This window comes from Marinospirillum sp. (genome assembly GCF_014859565.1).
Window position 1 is genome coordinate 1 of the sequence record NZ_JACUUA010000010.1, and the last position, 14,386, is coordinate 14,386.

The window sequence follows — 14,386 nt, forward strand, 5'->3', positions numbered from 1 at the left end:
AACCTGATCTGAAGCTCAGGTGGCTCGTGCGGCCCGGACTTTTTGCTGGATTAACAGTTGGGTTGTAGCCGCAGCATCTATCGGGCGGCCATAAAAATAACCCTGTAGATAGTCACAGCCTTTGTGGCGCAGGTAATCAGCCTGTGCTTGATTTTCCACACCTTCAGCAACCGCTCTCATTTTTAAACCTCGGCATAAAGCCAAGGTGGATTCCACTATAGCTCGGTCGGCTTCATTGGCAGGCAGCCCTTTGATAAAGGCTTTATCCAGCTTTAACTGGTTTACTGGTAGATGTTTCAGATAAGCCAGTGATGAATAACCGGTACCAAAATCATCAATGGCCAATTTGATACCATGATGCGATAGGGCATCCAGCTTTTCCAAAGTGCTTACATCCTGCTGTACAAACACTCCTTCGGTCAGCTCAAGCTCCAGACACTCAGGCGCAACCTTATGCTTTTGCAGTGCTGACTTGACATTGCCCACAAAGTTTTCACTCTGGAACTCCAGTGGTGAAGCATTGACAGCCAAACGGGGTGGAGCAATATCCTGATGTTGCCAGGCAGCGTACTGTTTGAGTGCCTGCTCCAGTACCCACTGCCCCAGCAGCTCCATCAGTCCGTGGCGTTCAGCGAGCGGAATAAATTGATCGGGCGGAATGCGCCCCATCACTGGGTGATCCCAGCGCAACAAGACTTCCAATGCATCAATTTCACCGGTTTCCGCCAGTACCAGCGGCTGGAAATTCAGGCTCAGTTCGTGATTGGTTAGTGCATCTCTCAGCCCCTGCAGGCGTGCCAATGGGTTGTTGTCGTCTTTGAGGTCTTCGGTGAAAAAGCGGGTTTGTCCGGCACCACGGGTTTTGGCGGCATGTAAAGCCAGCTCTGCCTGCTGCAGCACATCATTAACCGTGAGACTGGCATTGTCCCAGGTGGTGGCTCCGATGGAAAAGTTGAACTCCATCAGTCGCCCTTTGATGGCAAAGGGTTTGCTCAGGCATTCACGTACTTTATTGATATTTGCAGCACGTTCATTGTGGTCGTTGCCTGAAGTCAGCGGGAAGGCACCAATAAAAACATCGGCAGAATGACGTGCAACCATTCCTGCGCAGCAGTCTTTCAGGCGACGAGCCAGGCTGTTAAGCAGCTGATCACCGACCGCAAAACCGTAACTGGCATTGACCAGCCGGAAGTTATCAATATCAATCAGTGCAACGGCCCAGCGCTGTTGCAGGTTGGGAATCTGACGTGATAATTCTCGCTGCAGGGTGGCGGTATTGGACAGGCCGGTGAGACGGTCGTGCTCAGTAGCATGTTCCAGGCGGGCTTCTTGCCGACGGTGTTCGGTGATGTCAGAAAAAACCGCAACATAGTGAGTCACTTCACCATTCTGGGTTTTGACTGCTTTGCAGGTTAACCACTCTAGATAAACTTCACCATCCTTGCGGCGGTTCCAGATTTCACCCTGCCAGACACCTTCACGAGCCAGAGTTTGCCAGTAGTTTTCGTAAAATGCCGCATCATGGTAACCGGAGCTGAGTAGACGTGGGTTTTTACCGACTACTTCCTGTTCAGAATAACCGGTAACCTGCGTAAAGGTGCGGTTGACCGCAATGATAGTGCCTTTGGGGTCGGTAATGGTGACCCCGTCATGGGTGTGATCAAATACTTGCCGCATTAGCAGCAGAGCAGTTTTCTGATCCCGGCTTCGATACCTGCGGTACCACTGTCCGATCATAAAACCCAGGGTAAGCACTAGGGGTAAAAGAACCAGAAAAGGAACAAACTGCCGGAGTTGATCGCCCATGAATAGAGTTACCTGTTGGCAAAGGCTTTAGCCAGTGAATGCATTTGTCTTATCTGATCCGTCAGGTGGTCGGCACTATGAGATGTTTTTTCTGCCTGGTTGCGCGAGTTGGATGCCAGGTTACGTAGCTGTTCAAGACTGCTGACCACGCAGTCGCTGGCTTGCGACTGTTGCTCCATGGCAGATGTAGCGCGATGGCTGGCAGTCAGTACACTGGCAGCTGCTTCAGTCAGCTCAAGTAATACATCGCCGGCCTTCTCAATCTGCTCGACTGTTATCTGACTATCCTCACGACTGGCTCGCATCTGGTCAACGGCCAGATCAATGTTCCGTCGTATGGCTTGAATGCGTTGAGTGATGGTTTCTGTTACCTGCTGAGTACTGCTGGCCAGCTGTCGTACTGCATCGGCCACCACAGCAAAACCGCGACCGGATTCACCGGCGCGGGCAGCCTCAATGGCAGCGTTTAATGCCAGCAGGTTGGTCTGGTCGGCAATATCGGTAATTGAGCCGATGCTTTCGTTGATGGCTTCGGCATCTTCTCGCAGGGTTTCAATACGATCCGCCGCCAATTCAAAACGTTTCGCCATGTGGTGCACGCTCTGAACACTGTTTTTGACACTGCTCTGGCCTCGGCGGGTTTCTTCATCCATCTGTGTGCTGGCAGCGTTGATGCCCTGCATGCTGTGTTCAATTTCGTGGATGCTACCTGCCAGTTGTTCGGCCATGCTGGCCAACGCATCCAGATGTTCTTCCTGTGCTCTAACGCTGGTTTCAGCCTGATGTACGGCTTGATCCGTGGTGTTGGCGACCTGTCCCAGCGATTGGGTAGCATCCTCCACACGACCAATAACCGTGCGGAGTTTGGCATCCTGCATACGCAGTGCCAGATCTAGAGCGCCAAACTCATTCATGCTGCCGTTATAAACCTGCTGTGCAACCGGGTTGTCGATGATGCCCAGTGCTCTGCGGTAGATGTTTTTCAGTGGGTTCAGGGCAACAGAGGCGGTGCCGAGGATGACTAACCCCAGCAGACCAACAAAAATTCCCGCCCAGCTGCGGTCATCCACCAGGTATAGTACCGTTAGGGTGGAAAGAATTTGCAGCAGAATCAGCCCGACCACCAGTCCGTAAACAGACCAGCGTTTGTGGGATGCTTTTTGTTTGCCGCTGTTGATATCCTGATAAGTCTGCTGAGCGCGTTGCACCAGGCTTTTTTCTGGTTTAACCCGTACAGACTGATATCCGACATGTTCATCACCTTCAAAAATAGGTGTGACATAAGCATCAACCCAGTAGGCATCACCGTTTTTGCAGCGGTTCTTGACCACGCCCATCCAGGATTCACCGCGCTGGATACGCTGCCACAGATCGGCAAAAGCCAGCGGTGGCATGTCAGGGTGGCGTACTACATTGTGGTTTTTACCAACCAGATCTTCAGCAGAAAATCCACTGATTCGCTGGAAATCAGTGTTGGCATAACGGGTGATGCCTTTCAAGTCGGTGGTGGATACCAGTCGATCCTGAAGGCTGAGGGTCACTTCCTGGTCGGTGACAGGCAGGTTGTTTTTCATGATCAGTGGCGCCGGAATTGCTGCCTTGTTTATGGGATGTTTATATCCTTGTATTGTAACAGGTTAAAGGCAGGGATGTCGGTTAAGTCGTGCAACCAAAAAGTCAGTCAGCATCGGCAGATGCAAACAACGGGCTTTGGCAGTAAACTACAACCAATAAACATGAGAACCTTTATAGCCTTACAAGACCTCAACAACGGAAAGACCCAGTGACTCAACAAAACTCCTACAATCGTGAAGAACTACTGGCCTGTGGCCGTGGCGAACTTTTTGGCCCCGGCAATGCCCAGCTGCCAGTCCCCAATATGCTGATGCTGGATCGTATCATTACCATTGATGCAGACGGTGGCGCTTATGGCAAAGGTCAGATCATTGCTGAGCTGGACATCACCCCAGATCTCTGGTTTTTTGACTGCCATTTCCCCGGTGATCCGGTGATGCCGGGCTGTCTGGGCCTGGATGCCATGTGGCAGCTGGTTGGTTTTTATCTGGGCTGGCAGGGCAACCCCGGACGTGGGCGTGCGCTGGGCAGTGGTGAAGTTAAATTTACCGGTCAGGTATTGCCTGAGGCAAAGCTGGTCACCTATCGTATTGATATTAAGCGCACCATGAACCGTAAACTGGTTCTGGGTATTGCTGACGGCATTATGGAAGTGGATGGCCGTAAAATTTATGAAGCGAAGGATCTGCGTGTGGGGCTGTTCACCAGCACCAGTGGCTTCTGATAGAGGACAAGCGGATGAGACGAGTCGTTGTTACCGGTCTGGGTATTATTTCGTGCCTGGGATCAGATAAGACCAGCGTTGTGGATTCATTGCGCCAAGGCCGCTCTGGCATCAAGTTTAAACAGGAATATGCGGACATGGGCTTCCGCAGTCAGGTGGCTGGCAGTATTGACCTGGATCTGGATGAACTGGTAGATCGCAAACTGAAGCGTTTTATGGGTGATGCAGCTGCTTTTGCTTACCTGTCCATGCAGCAGGCCATTGAAGATTCCGGCTTAACAGAGGAGCAGGTTTCCAACGTGCGTACTGGCCTAATTGCCGGTTCCGGTGGTGCCTCTTCTGCCAACCAGGTGGAAGCAGCGGATGTGCTGCGTGATAAAGGGTTGCGCCGTGTCGGTCCTTATCGTGTTACGCGCACCATGGGCAGTACCGTATCTGCTTGTCTGGCTACTCCATTCAAGATCAAGGGTGTTAACTACTCGATCTCCTCAGCCTGTGCGACCTCCGCACATTGTATTGGTAATGCCATGGAGATGATCCAGCTGGGTAAACAGGATGTGGTGTTTGCTGGTGGCGGTGAAGAAGAGCACTGGACACTGTCTTGCCTGTTTGATGCCATGGGTGCTCTGTCGACCAGTTACAACGACACCCCGGACAAGGCTTCTCGTCCTTATGATGCAACCCGTGATGGTTTTGTTATTGCAGGTGGCGGCGGTATGCTGGTGCTGGAAGAGCTGGAGCATGCCAAGGCGCGTGGTGCAAAAATTTACGGTGAACTGGTCGGTTACGGCGCCACCTCTGATGGCTACGACATGGTGGCTCCTTCCGGTGAGGGTGCTGTACGCTGTATGCAGCAGGCAATGGCTGGTCTGGATGGCAGCATTGATTACATCAATACTCACGGCACCTCAACACCTGTTGGTGATACCGCGGAGTTAAAAGCCATTCGAGAAGTATTTGGTGATCAGTGCCCAGCCATGAGCTCCACCAAGTCACTGACTGGCCACTCACTGGGTGCCACAGGTGTACAGGAAGCCATCTATTCCCTGCTGATGATGGAAAACAACTTTATTGCCGCTTCGGCCAATGTTGAGCAGCTGGATGAAGCCGCCGCTGATCTGGATATTGTTACTGGTAAAGCGCGTGAAGGTGTCACCCTCAACCGTATTCTGTCCAACAGTTTCGGTTTTGGCGGCACCAACGCCTGTCTGGTGTTCCAGCGTTATCAAGGCTGAGCACAATAGCAGTAAAAAAAGCCCGACCAGTGAAAACTGGCCGGGCTTTTTGTTGATTGGGCTGTTATTAAACGGGCGATGATCAGGCTTGGGTAGCATCCTTCGGTGCAGCATCAGACTCAGTTGTAGCCAGTGTGGGACGTGGAACAGCGGAAATTTCTGCCAGCTGGGTCTCAATCCACTGCTCTGCTTCGGCCATCACCTCATCGGCTCTGCGACCTTGGGTGTTAATGGGTTTGCCTATCCGCAGGCTGAGTGTGCCGGATAGTTTGATCCAGCTTTTGGGATCCCAGTGTTCACCGCCATTGTGCGCCACTGGGATAATCGGAACCCCGGCTTTACAGGCAATCATCGCGGCACTTTTACTGAAGGGTTTGCGTTTGCCGGGTGGTACGCGGGTTCCCTCAGGAAAGATCAGCACGGATAAACCTTCATCCAATCGTTCGCCGCCCACCTTGAGCACCTTGCGCAGCATTTTTGCGGGTTGGCTTCTATCCAGAGGGATGGGTTTGATCAGGCGTAATCCCCAGCCAAAAATTGGAATCTGCAGCAGCTCTTGTTTCAGCACAGTGCAGAGAGGGGGTCTTAAGGTGTGCAGGATAATGGTTTCCCACTCGCTCTGATGATTGGCAACCATCACATAAGGGGGTGATGCGAGGTTCTCAAGCCCGCTAAAGCGGTATTCAATGCCACAGGTAATTCTGAGCCAGAACAACACAAAACGGTTGTAGATATTCAGCAGTGAAAAACGCTGCCTTAAAGGTAGCGGTATGGACAAAAGTGCCATGGGAGCACCAATGACCAACAGTGCCGAAAAATAACCAAAATAAAATAACAGACTGCCCAGTGGGCGAGGTTTACGTGGTTTGGGCTGAGTCATTCAGCTGCTCCAGTAGTTCAGGAAGTTTGGCACGCCAGGCGCGTGGGTGCACGCCAAAGGTTTCCAGTAGGTGTTGAGTATTCATACCCTGGCGTGTGGTGCCAGAGGGATCAGCGGGATAAGGCTCAATTTTAAGGTAACGCGCCAGAGTATGCAGCAGTTCTGTCTGGCTGACAGGCTCACTGCCTGCGTAGTGGTACAGGCCAGATGCTTGAGCACCTGCACCAACCTGCAGTAGTATGCCCAGCAATACACGGGCGATATCATCCAGGGGTTGCAGGCCACGGTAGTCAATATTTTCGGGTGCTTTGTGCAGTTGGCAACGTTGCAGCAGTTGATCCAGCCCGCCGCCGGGCGTGCTACTTAACAGTGGCGGGGTACGAAGCAGGATGCAGCGGTTGTATTGTGCTGCACGACTTTCCAGTTCCAGCAGTTTACGTGCTGTGCTGTCGGGGTTTTCGGGCAAATCCAGTTCACTGACACCCTGCTGCTCTGCAGCAAACACCTGGTCAGACGATAATAGCAGTAGGTGGGCATCCCGCAGGTTGCATAACTCGGTCAGGGCATCAATTTTTTCCAGCCAGAAATCAAGATGGCTCTGATTCAGCGTTAAGCCCACTTCGGATGATTGTCCCAGTGGCGCCAGAATCAGAAACTGAAAGTCTGAGAGAGTCAGAACTTCGGTATCAGGCTTGACCTGCAGGACGTCCAGACCGGAATAACGCCTGGCTTCTTGTTCCAAGGCTGTAAAAAGAGCCTGATAGTCAGAAATCAGCAGAATGCGCATACAGGGAACCTGTTAAAATAATTCATCAAGCCCATCAGTATAACAGAGCAGTAAAAGCGAAATGCAGTTCAAAAAGTCGTTTTAATTGGTGCAAATCAGGTTTGGAATTTTCAGCACATGACTATTGCAGAGAATGGTTTTGATCCAGAGGCTTACCATATCTATTCAATACCAGCGCAAGAAATGAGTCTGGAGCAGGTTGCCTGCCCTGTTCTGATCAACTGCAATCCCTCACAGGTCATGGATGGCCAAAACAACACTATCTTGTGCTACGGAATTTGCTAGACCCTATATATAGGGTTGAGATGGCGTTAAAGTGAAATAAACGAGAAGTGGTCAAAGACCAGACATGAACAACTAAAAGGTGGGAATCAGCACGATGGATGTAACCAGTGAAGAGAAGGTTCAGACAACCGCTCCAGGTAAACTGCGGGTAATCAAGCGCAATGGTGAGCTGGCCGGTTTTGATGCCGGTAAGATTTCTGTTGCGATGCGCAAGGCCTATATTGCCGTGGAAGGTGAAAGTGCCGACTCATCCAGCCGTATGCGCGACTTGGTTGAAAAACTGACTCAGCAAATTGTGGAGACTTTCCTGCGTCGGATGCCAGAAGGCGGCACCCTGCATATTGAGGATATTCAGGATCAGGTGGAGCTGGCACTGATGCGCTCCGGTGAGCAGAAGGTCGCCCGTGCTTATGTTCTCTATCGTGAAGAACATGCCCGTCTGCGTGCAGCCCAGCAGCAGGGCATCAGCAAACCTCACCCGACCATTACTACCACTCATCTGGATGGTCAGCGTCGTCCGCTGGATCTGGGTCGGATCGAAACCCTGGTGGCAGAAGCTTGTGCTGGTCTGGATCGTGTTGAGCCGAAAAAGATTGTTGATGCAGCCATCAAGAACCTCTACGACGGTGTACCCATTGACGGTGTTTCCACCGCACTGATGATGACCGCCCGTACACTGGTCGAAAAAGAGCCGGACTACACCTTTGTGACTGCTCGCCTGCTGCTGGATAATCTGCGCCGCGAGGCCTTGTCCTTCCTGAAAATTGCCGAAGATGCCACGCAGGAAGAAATGAAAGCTCTTTACCCGGAAGCCTTTAAAGCCTATGTCGCCAAAGGCATCGAGTTTGACCAGCTTGACCCGCGCCTGGGTGATTTTGATCTGGATCGTCTGGGTAAAGCCCTGGACCCAGAAGCAGACAACCAGTTCACCTATCTGGGTCTGCAAACCCTGTATGACCGCTATTTTCTGCACCACGAAGACGTGCGTTATGAATTACCCCAGGTGATGTTTATGCGTGTGGCGATGGGTCTGGCGTTGAATGAAGCCGACCGTGAAGCCCGCGCCATTGAGTTTTATCAGGTGCTTTCCGCTTTTGATTACATGGCCTCCACCCCGACCCTGTTTAATTCCGGTACACGTCGCAGTCAGCTGTCCAGCTGTTACCTGACCACCGTACCGGATGATCTGGATGCCATTTATAACGCCATCCACGACAACGCCATGTTGTCGAAATGGGCGGGTGGTCTGGGTAATGACTGGACTCCGATTCGTGCCATGGGCTCTCGCATCAAGGGCACCAATGGCAAAAGCCAGGGTGTGGTGCCTTTCCTGAAAGTGGTTAACGACACGGCTGTAGCAGTAAATCAGGGCGGTAAGCGTAAAGGTGCTGTGTGTGCTTATCTGGAAACCTGGCACCTGGATATCGAAGAATTCCTGGAGCTGCGTAAAAACACTGGTGATGACCGCCGCCGTACCCATGATATGAACACTGCCAACTGGGTGCCGGATCTGTTTATGCAGCGGGTGTTTGAAGACAAGGACTGGACACTCTTCTCCCCGAATGATGTACCGGAACTGCATGACCTGTTTGGTCTGGCGTTCAAAAATGCTTATGAAGCCTACGAAGAAAAAACCCGTACCGGTGAAGTCAAACTCTTCAAACGAGTAAAAGCGGCAGATTTGTGGCGCAAAATGTTGTCCATGCTGTTTGAAACCGGCCACCCGTGGATCACCTTTAAAGACCCGTGCAACCTGCGTTCACCGCAGCAGCATGTGGGTGTGGTGCACTCATCCAACCTGTGTACAGAAATCACCCTGAACACCAGCGTGGATGAAATTGCCGTGTGTAATCTGGGTTCCATCAACCTGGTGCGTCACATCAATGCACAGGGTGAGCTGGACGTTAAAAAACTCCAGCGCAGTGTAAAGGTTGCCGTGCGGATGCTGGATAACGTCATCGACATCAACTACTACGCTGTTCCTCAGGCGCGTAACTCCAACCTGAAACACCGCCCGGTGGGTCTGGGTATTATGGGGTTCCAGGATTCGTTATACCTGCAGGGGATTGCTTACACTTCCGCAGCAGGCGTCGACTTTGCTGATCGCTCGATGGAACTGGTCAGTTATTTTGCCATCGAGGCATCTTCCGATCTGGCAGCAGAGCGCGGTCGTTATGAAACCTATGAGGGTTCACTCTGGAGTCAGGGCATTCTGCCGCTGGACTCCATCGAGCTGCTGCGCAAAGAACGGGGTGAGCAGTACATCGAAGTGGACACCTCCAGCACTCAGGACTGGGATCGTTTGCGCGCCAAGGTGAAAACCCAGGGCATGCGCAACTCCAACGTGATGGCAATTGCACCCACAGCCACCATCTCCAATATCTGTGGTGTGTCCCAGTCGATTGAGCCGACTTACCAGAACCTTTATGTAAAATCCAACCTCTCCGGTGAGTTCACCGTAGTGAACCCTTATATGGTTAAAGACCTCAAAGCTTTAGACCTGTGGGATGAGGTGATGGTGAATGACCTGAAATATTACGACGGTTCATTACAGCCGATTGATCGGGTACCGGAAGAAATCCGTCAGCGTTATGCCACGGCTTTTGAAGTAGAACCCAAGTGGTTGGTGGATGCGGCTTCACGTCGTCAAAAGTGGATTGATCAGGCGCAGTCACTGAATCTTTACATCAAGGGTGCATCCGGCAAAAAACTGGATGTGACCTACCGCATGGCCTGGTATCGCGGATTAAAAACCACCTATTACCTGCGTGCTCTGGGTGCCACCAGTGTTGAGAAGTCCACCGTGGATCGTGGCACCTTGAATGCCGTGGCTTCGGGTGCACCACTGGCCGCTGCGCCCAGTCAACCGCAGCCCCGCGGCATTGAGGATTTTCTTGAAGGTCGCAGCGGACAAAACGCTCCAAGGGCTGGCGATATTGATGATCTGGGCTGTGAAGCCTGCCAGTAATTGCTGATTTAAGAATGAATACGAGGGTATCAAAATGTTGAACTGGGACGAGTACGAAGAAACAACACTGGCAACCCCACCCCCGGTTGCTCCTGCACAGCCAAAAGCAGCACCGGCACCCCAGGTTAATGCTACTGCGGCGGCGGAAGTGCCCAGCACACAGTATGCCCCGCAAACCGATGGTGAACTGCACCGCCGCGCTGCCGAAGCGGTTAAAGCGCTGGATGTGGCTGCTGGTCTGGAAGAGCTGGAAATGGGTGCGCAGCGTATTGCTGTGGACGACAAGCGCATGATCAACTGTCGCGCTGACCTGAACCAGCTGGTGCCTTTTAAATACGAATGGGCCTGGCAGAAGTATCTGGATGGCACGGCCAACCACTGGATGCCGCAAGAAGTCAACATGAATGCGGATATTGCCCTGTGGAAAAGCCAGACCGGCCTGACCGAAGACGAACGCCTGATAGTAATGCGCTCACTGGGTTATTTCTCCACCGCTGACTCACTGGTCGCCAACAATCTGGTGCTGGCGATCTATCGTTTGATCACCAACCCCGAGTGCCGCCAGTACCTGCTGCGTCAGGCATTTGAAGAAGCCATCCACACCCATGCTTACCAGTATTGTGTAGAGTCGCTGGGTATGGATGAAGGTGAAGTTTTTAACATGTACCGCGAAGTGCCCACCGTGGCTGCCAAATCCGCCTGGAGCCTGAAACACACCCAGGCGATTGCCCGTCCGAACTTCCAGACCGGCACCCCGGAAACGGATCAGGAACTGCTGCGCAACATGATTGCCTTCTATGTGGTGACTGAAGGTATCTTCTTCTATTGTGGTTTCAGCCAGATCCTTTCCATGGGTCGCCGCAACAAAATGACCGGTGTGGCCGAACAGTTCCAGTACATCCTGCGTGATGAATCCATGCACTTAAACTTCGGTATCGACATGATCAACCAGATCAAGATCGAAAACCCACACCTGTGGACACCGGAATTCCAGGAAGAGATCACTCAGATGATTCTGGAAGGTACTCAGCTGGAAATTGCCTATGCTCGCGATACCATGCCGCGTGGTGTACTGGGCATGAATGCAGCCATCATGGAAGAGTACCTGCATTTCATCTGTAACCGCCGTCTGGCGCAGATTGGTTTAAAAGAGCAGTTCCCCGGTGCCACCAATCCTTTCCCATGGATGTCGGAAATCATTGATCTACGCAAAGAAAAAAACTTTTTCGAAACGCGGGTGACAGAATACCAGGTGGGTGGCGCACTCAGCTGGGATTAATTCACAGTAATCCAGGAAAGAGCCCGGCGGAATGCCGGGTTTTTTATGGCTTTTGCCAGATTAAAAAAAGCCATTACAATGCTACTATCAATAAAAGTGCTTAGGTATTTGCGGTCATGGCATGGCTATGGTTATTCTAGGCAACTGAACCGGAAGGAGCGCGGTTGCCTTTAATTCATTTTGGTAGGTGGGCAAGAAAAGATGAATGGAATTTCTGGAAACAAATTACGACCCCAGTTGCTGAGCAGGCAGCTGTATTTACTTATTTTTATTGCCCTTTCTTTGATGATTCCCCAGGCAGTGGCTGCCCCCGGTGAAAGCTGGGTTATCTCTGTGCCAGTTGGTAATGTACGCGATAGACCCGCGCAGGATGGTGCACTGGTTGCCCAGTTACCAGCAGGAACCCCAGTCACGGAAATTGAACGAAGTGGTGCGTGGTTACGGGTGCGGCTGCCGGATGGTGTCGAGGCCTGGATGCATCAGGTGACACTAAGCCAAACGGTCGACTTGTTCGGCTTATCGCTGCAAACAGTGGATCGAAAAACACTCAGGCCGGCCATTCGGGCGGCAGGGGTTGAAATTGTGCGGGAGGTAGACAGTTATCCCTACGATTTATACGACCCGAGCGACTGGATGGCTGGCTCCACTGAAATGGCTGTGGGTTATACACTGGATCAGCAGTTGTTTGCCGTGGCAGAAATCACCTTCCGTTCGCTTGATGATACTGATCAGGTCAGAAAAATTGCCGATCAGGTCAGCCAGCAACTGGGGCCTTGGCAACGAGTGCTGGGTCGTCGCGCAGAAGGTCCGGTGGAATTTGAATGGCAGCGTGGCGGTGTAAAAGTGATGGTTCACCGTGGCTGGCCGGATACCACCACCTACCTGACTTACGAGATCCCGGAGCGGCTGGAGCAGATGCACTCAGCCCAACAAGCTCAGTAACTCTTTATCAGCAACACGCCATCAGTCACCATTAAAAGCAGCATCAGTTCTGGCGCTGCTCTCCGTTCCACACCAGTTTGCCGCAACGCTGTAACCGATAACCGCCACACCCCTGTGCTTTTTTTAACCCCTCGGCACTTTGTAACCAGTCAAAAACCTGTTGCAGCAGAGTACGAAAATACACCGGTCTGGGCACCACCAGCTCAAAGGCTTCTTCATACACAGGAATAAACCCCAGCCCGAACTCATTAGCCGCAGCCTGAGTACCCGGCCCGATATCTGCCAGTCCCTGTGCGACGGCAGAGGCTGTTTCTCGCTCTGTTAGTGCCGCACAACAGATATTGATTTGCTCCAGTGTGCTGCCCTGCTGCCCCAGCCAGTCTTTCAGAAAGCGTTGTGATCCGGCACCTTCCTGACGGGTCACCCAGTTTTTACTCAACAGGCTGCTGGTGGAACAGCTTTCCAGATCGGGCCGAATAATAAGCCCCTGCTGGCGCTGAAACAGATGCACCAGTACCCAGTGACGTGAGCCATTGTACTGGCGTACCAGCGCCGGGTGGCGTAACTGGCTTTCAACGGCCTTGCCCCAGTGCAGGGCGCAACAATCCACCAGCCCTTGTGACAACAAGGACAAACCCGCCTGGGTACCGGTGGGCATATAACTGTAAAGTGCCTGATGTTTTTGATCCTGCATGATGCGTAACAAGGCTGCCTGCAACAGCGGATCATCACTGCCGGAAATCAGCAGTCGATCACTCAGCACACCATGATGACTGGATTCCAGCAGCCACTGATCCACCAGCTTGCGTGGAAACAGCCATTTGCCGGTCACCTTGGTGGCGGGCAGGTGTCCGTCACTGGCGAGCTGATACACCTTTTTTTCATTCAGGTGCAGATAATCAGCAACATCTTTCACTGTCATGTAGGTGTTGTTATCACTCATAAAAGATCACCCGGACGCAGGGTCGGGCGAGCATCCAGATCCAGCCGTTGTTGGCTGGCAAAGACCTGGAAATGTCGTCCTTTGGCTCTTGCCAGCAACAGCAGTTTTAACTGCATGGCAATTTCCAGTCCCATCTGGGTGGCACCGGAGCGGGATAACAACACACTGATACCCATCTGGGCAGTTTTCATCACCATCTCGGAGGTTAAACGCCCGGTGGTGTAAAAAATGGCCTGCTCGGGTTTAATACCCTGCAGCCACATACGACCGGCCAGTGTATCCACCGCATTATGTCGACCAATATCCTCACAAAAAGCCAGCACCTCTCCATCTGCTGTACACACCGCACAGCCATGTACCGCACCGGCATTACGATAGGTGGCGTTATGGGTTTTCAGGTTGTCCAGCAGGGTATAAATCTGTGATTGTTTTAACGGCCACTGGGGTAAATCCAGACTTGCCAGCCGTGCCATCTGATTACCAAACACCGTGCCCTGACCACAACCGGTGGTGATGGTGCGGGTGGATAACAGCTCTTCCAGATTGGCAACGTCGCGAGAGGTTTTGACCGCTGCGGCACCCACTTCCCAGTCCACCTGGATGGCCTCGATATCTTCCAGATTTTCTACCAGCCCCTGATTACGCAGATAACCCAGCACCAGTGCCTCCGGGTCTTCCCCTAGTGTCATCAGTGTGACCAACTCGCGCTTGTTCAGATAGAGCGTCAGCGGGCGCTCACAAGCCAGAGCAATATCCTGCCACTCACCCTGCTCATTCATTACGCGGGTGGTCAGCGTCAGGGGTGCTCTGGCCTGTGACAGTTGAAGTTGGTGGTTGCTGGTATGACAGGCAGAAGACATCATGGGCGACTCGTGCAGGTTGTGTTAAAACTCAATTTTCGGAGCTAAAAAATAGTAGTAAAATACACTTAAGTTTCTGAAATATATAAAAAAATAGCCTTT

The 14,386-nt window shown here is 52.2% G+C and carries 11 protein-coding genes; 5 read left to right on the forward strand and 6 right to left on the reverse strand.

Features of this window, described 5'->3' with window-relative positions; genetic code table 11:
* Positions 1–15: 15 nt before the first annotated feature.
* Positions 16–1,806 (reverse strand): bifunctional diguanylate cyclase/phosphodiesterase, encoded by a 1,791-nt coding sequence (locus IBX50_RS02890; RefSeq protein WP_292253153.1) that lies wholly within the window; start codon positions 1,804–1,806, stop codon positions 16–18.
* Between the two features lie 8 nt (positions 1,807–1,814).
* Complete coding sequence (locus IBX50_RS02895) at positions 1,815–3,380, reverse strand: methyl-accepting chemotaxis protein (RefSeq protein WP_292253154.1); 1,566 nt, start codon at positions 3,378–3,380, stop codon at positions 1,815–1,817.
* Positions 3,381–3,589: 209 nt separating this feature from the next.
* Between IBX50_RS02895 and fabA the strand changes: the two genes are divergently transcribed.
* On the forward strand, positions 3,590–4,105 hold the full coding sequence (gene fabA / locus IBX50_RS02900; RefSeq protein ID WP_292253156.1) for a 3-hydroxyacyl-[acyl-carrier-protein] dehydratase FabA: 516 nt from the start codon (positions 3,590–3,592) through the stop codon (positions 4,103–4,105).
* A 14-nt stretch (positions 4,106–4,119) separates the two neighbouring features.
* Positions 4,120–5,340 carry a beta-ketoacyl-ACP synthase I gene (gene fabB, locus IBX50_RS02905; RefSeq protein ID WP_292253157.1) on the forward strand — a complete coding sequence of 407 codons (1,221 nt, stop codon included), beginning with the start codon at positions 4,120–4,122 and terminating at the stop codon, positions 5,338–5,340.
* A gap of 82 nt (positions 5,341–5,422) precedes the next feature.
* Here fabB and IBX50_RS02910 read toward each other — a convergent pair whose 3' ends face one another.
* Together IBX50_RS02910 and IBX50_RS02915 are read right to left on the reverse strand one after the other, a co-directional pair.
* A complete protein-coding gene (locus tag IBX50_RS02910; protein WP_292253158.1) occupies positions 5,423–6,220 on the reverse strand; it encodes a 1-acyl-sn-glycerol-3-phosphate acyltransferase in 798 nt (265 codons plus the stop codon).
* Positions 6,198–7,007, reverse strand: a complete 810-nt coding sequence (locus tag IBX50_RS02915; protein ID WP_292253159.1) for a sugar nucleotide-binding protein — start codon at positions 7,005–7,007, stop codon at positions 6,198–6,200. The genes IBX50_RS02910 and IBX50_RS02915 overlap by 23 nt, the downstream gene beginning before the upstream one ends.
* 379 nt (positions 7,008–7,386) lie before the next feature.
* Here IBX50_RS02915 and IBX50_RS02920 point away from each other — a divergent pair, with 379 nt between their 5' ends.
* The 3 genes from IBX50_RS02920 to IBX50_RS02930 all read left to right on the forward strand — a co-directional run bounded on the left by IBX50_RS02920 (position 7,387) and on the right by IBX50_RS02930 (position 12,481).
* Positions 7,387–10,260 (forward strand): ribonucleoside-diphosphate reductase subunit alpha, encoded by a 2,874-nt coding sequence (locus tag IBX50_RS02920; protein ID WP_292253160.1) that lies wholly within the window; start codon positions 7,387–7,389, stop codon positions 10,258–10,260.
* A gap of 34 nt (positions 10,261–10,294) precedes the next feature.
* Positions 10,295–11,539, forward strand: a complete 1,245-nt coding sequence (locus IBX50_RS02925) for a ribonucleotide-diphosphate reductase subunit beta (protein ID WP_292253161.1) — start codon at positions 10,295–10,297, stop codon at positions 11,537–11,539.
* A 201-nt stretch (positions 11,540–11,740) separates the two neighbouring features.
* Positions 11,741–12,481 carry an SH3 domain-containing protein gene (locus IBX50_RS02930; protein ID WP_292253162.1) on the forward strand — a complete coding sequence of 247 codons (741 nt, stop codon included), beginning with the start codon at positions 11,741–11,743 and terminating at the stop codon, positions 12,479–12,481.
* A 43-nt stretch (positions 12,482–12,524) separates the two neighbouring features.
* Here IBX50_RS02930 and IBX50_RS02935 read toward each other — a convergent pair whose 3' ends face one another.
* A complete protein-coding gene (locus tag IBX50_RS02935; protein WP_292253163.1) occupies positions 12,525–13,424 on the reverse strand; it encodes a helix-turn-helix transcriptional regulator in 900 nt (299 codons plus the stop codon).
* On the reverse strand, positions 13,421–14,287 hold the full coding sequence (fdhD, locus tag IBX50_RS02940) for a formate dehydrogenase accessory sulfurtransferase FdhD (protein ID WP_366930686.1): 867 nt from the start codon (positions 14,285–14,287) through the stop codon (positions 13,421–13,423). The genes IBX50_RS02935 and fdhD overlap by 4 nt, the downstream gene beginning before the upstream one ends.
* Positions 14,288–14,386 lie beyond the last annotated feature (99 nt).

Bases quoted from the DNA above. Each gene is read 5' to 3' on its own strand.
- IBX50_RS02890 (WP_292253153.1), bottom strand. From the start codon at position 1,806: ATGGGCGATCAACTCCGGCAGTTTGTTCCTTTTCTGGTTCTTTTACCC.
- IBX50_RS02895 (WP_292253154.1), bottom strand. From the start codon at position 3,380: ATGAAAAACAACCTGCCTGTCACCGACCAGGAAGTGACCCTCAGCCTT.
- fabB (WP_292253157.1), top strand. From the start codon at position 4,120: ATGAGACGAGTCGTTGTTACCGGTCTGGGTATTATTTCGTGCCTGGGA.
- IBX50_RS02910 (WP_292253158.1), bottom strand. From the start codon at position 6,220: ATGACTCAGCCCAAACCACGTAAACCTCGCCCACTGGGCAGTCTGTTA.
- IBX50_RS02915 (WP_292253159.1), bottom strand. From the start codon at position 7,007: ATGCGCATTCTGCTGATTTCTGACTATCAGGCTCTTTTTACAGCCTTG.
- IBX50_RS02920 (WP_292253160.1), top strand. From the start codon at position 7,387: ATGGATGTAACCAGTGAAGAGAAGGTTCAGACAACCGCTCCAGGTAAA.
- IBX50_RS02925 (WP_292253161.1), top strand. From the start codon at position 10,295: ATGTTGAACTGGGACGAGTACGAAGAAACAACACTGGCAACCCCACCC.
- IBX50_RS02930 (WP_292253162.1), top strand. From the start codon at position 11,741: ATGAATGGAATTTCTGGAAACAAATTACGACCCCAGTTGCTGAGCAGG.
- IBX50_RS02935 (WP_292253163.1), bottom strand. From the start codon at position 13,424: ATGAGTGATAACAACACCTACATGACAGTGAAAGATGTTGCTGATTAT.
- fdhD (WP_366930686.1), bottom strand. From the start codon at position 14,287: ATGATGTCTTCTGCCTGTCATACCAGCAACCACCAACTTCAACTGTCA.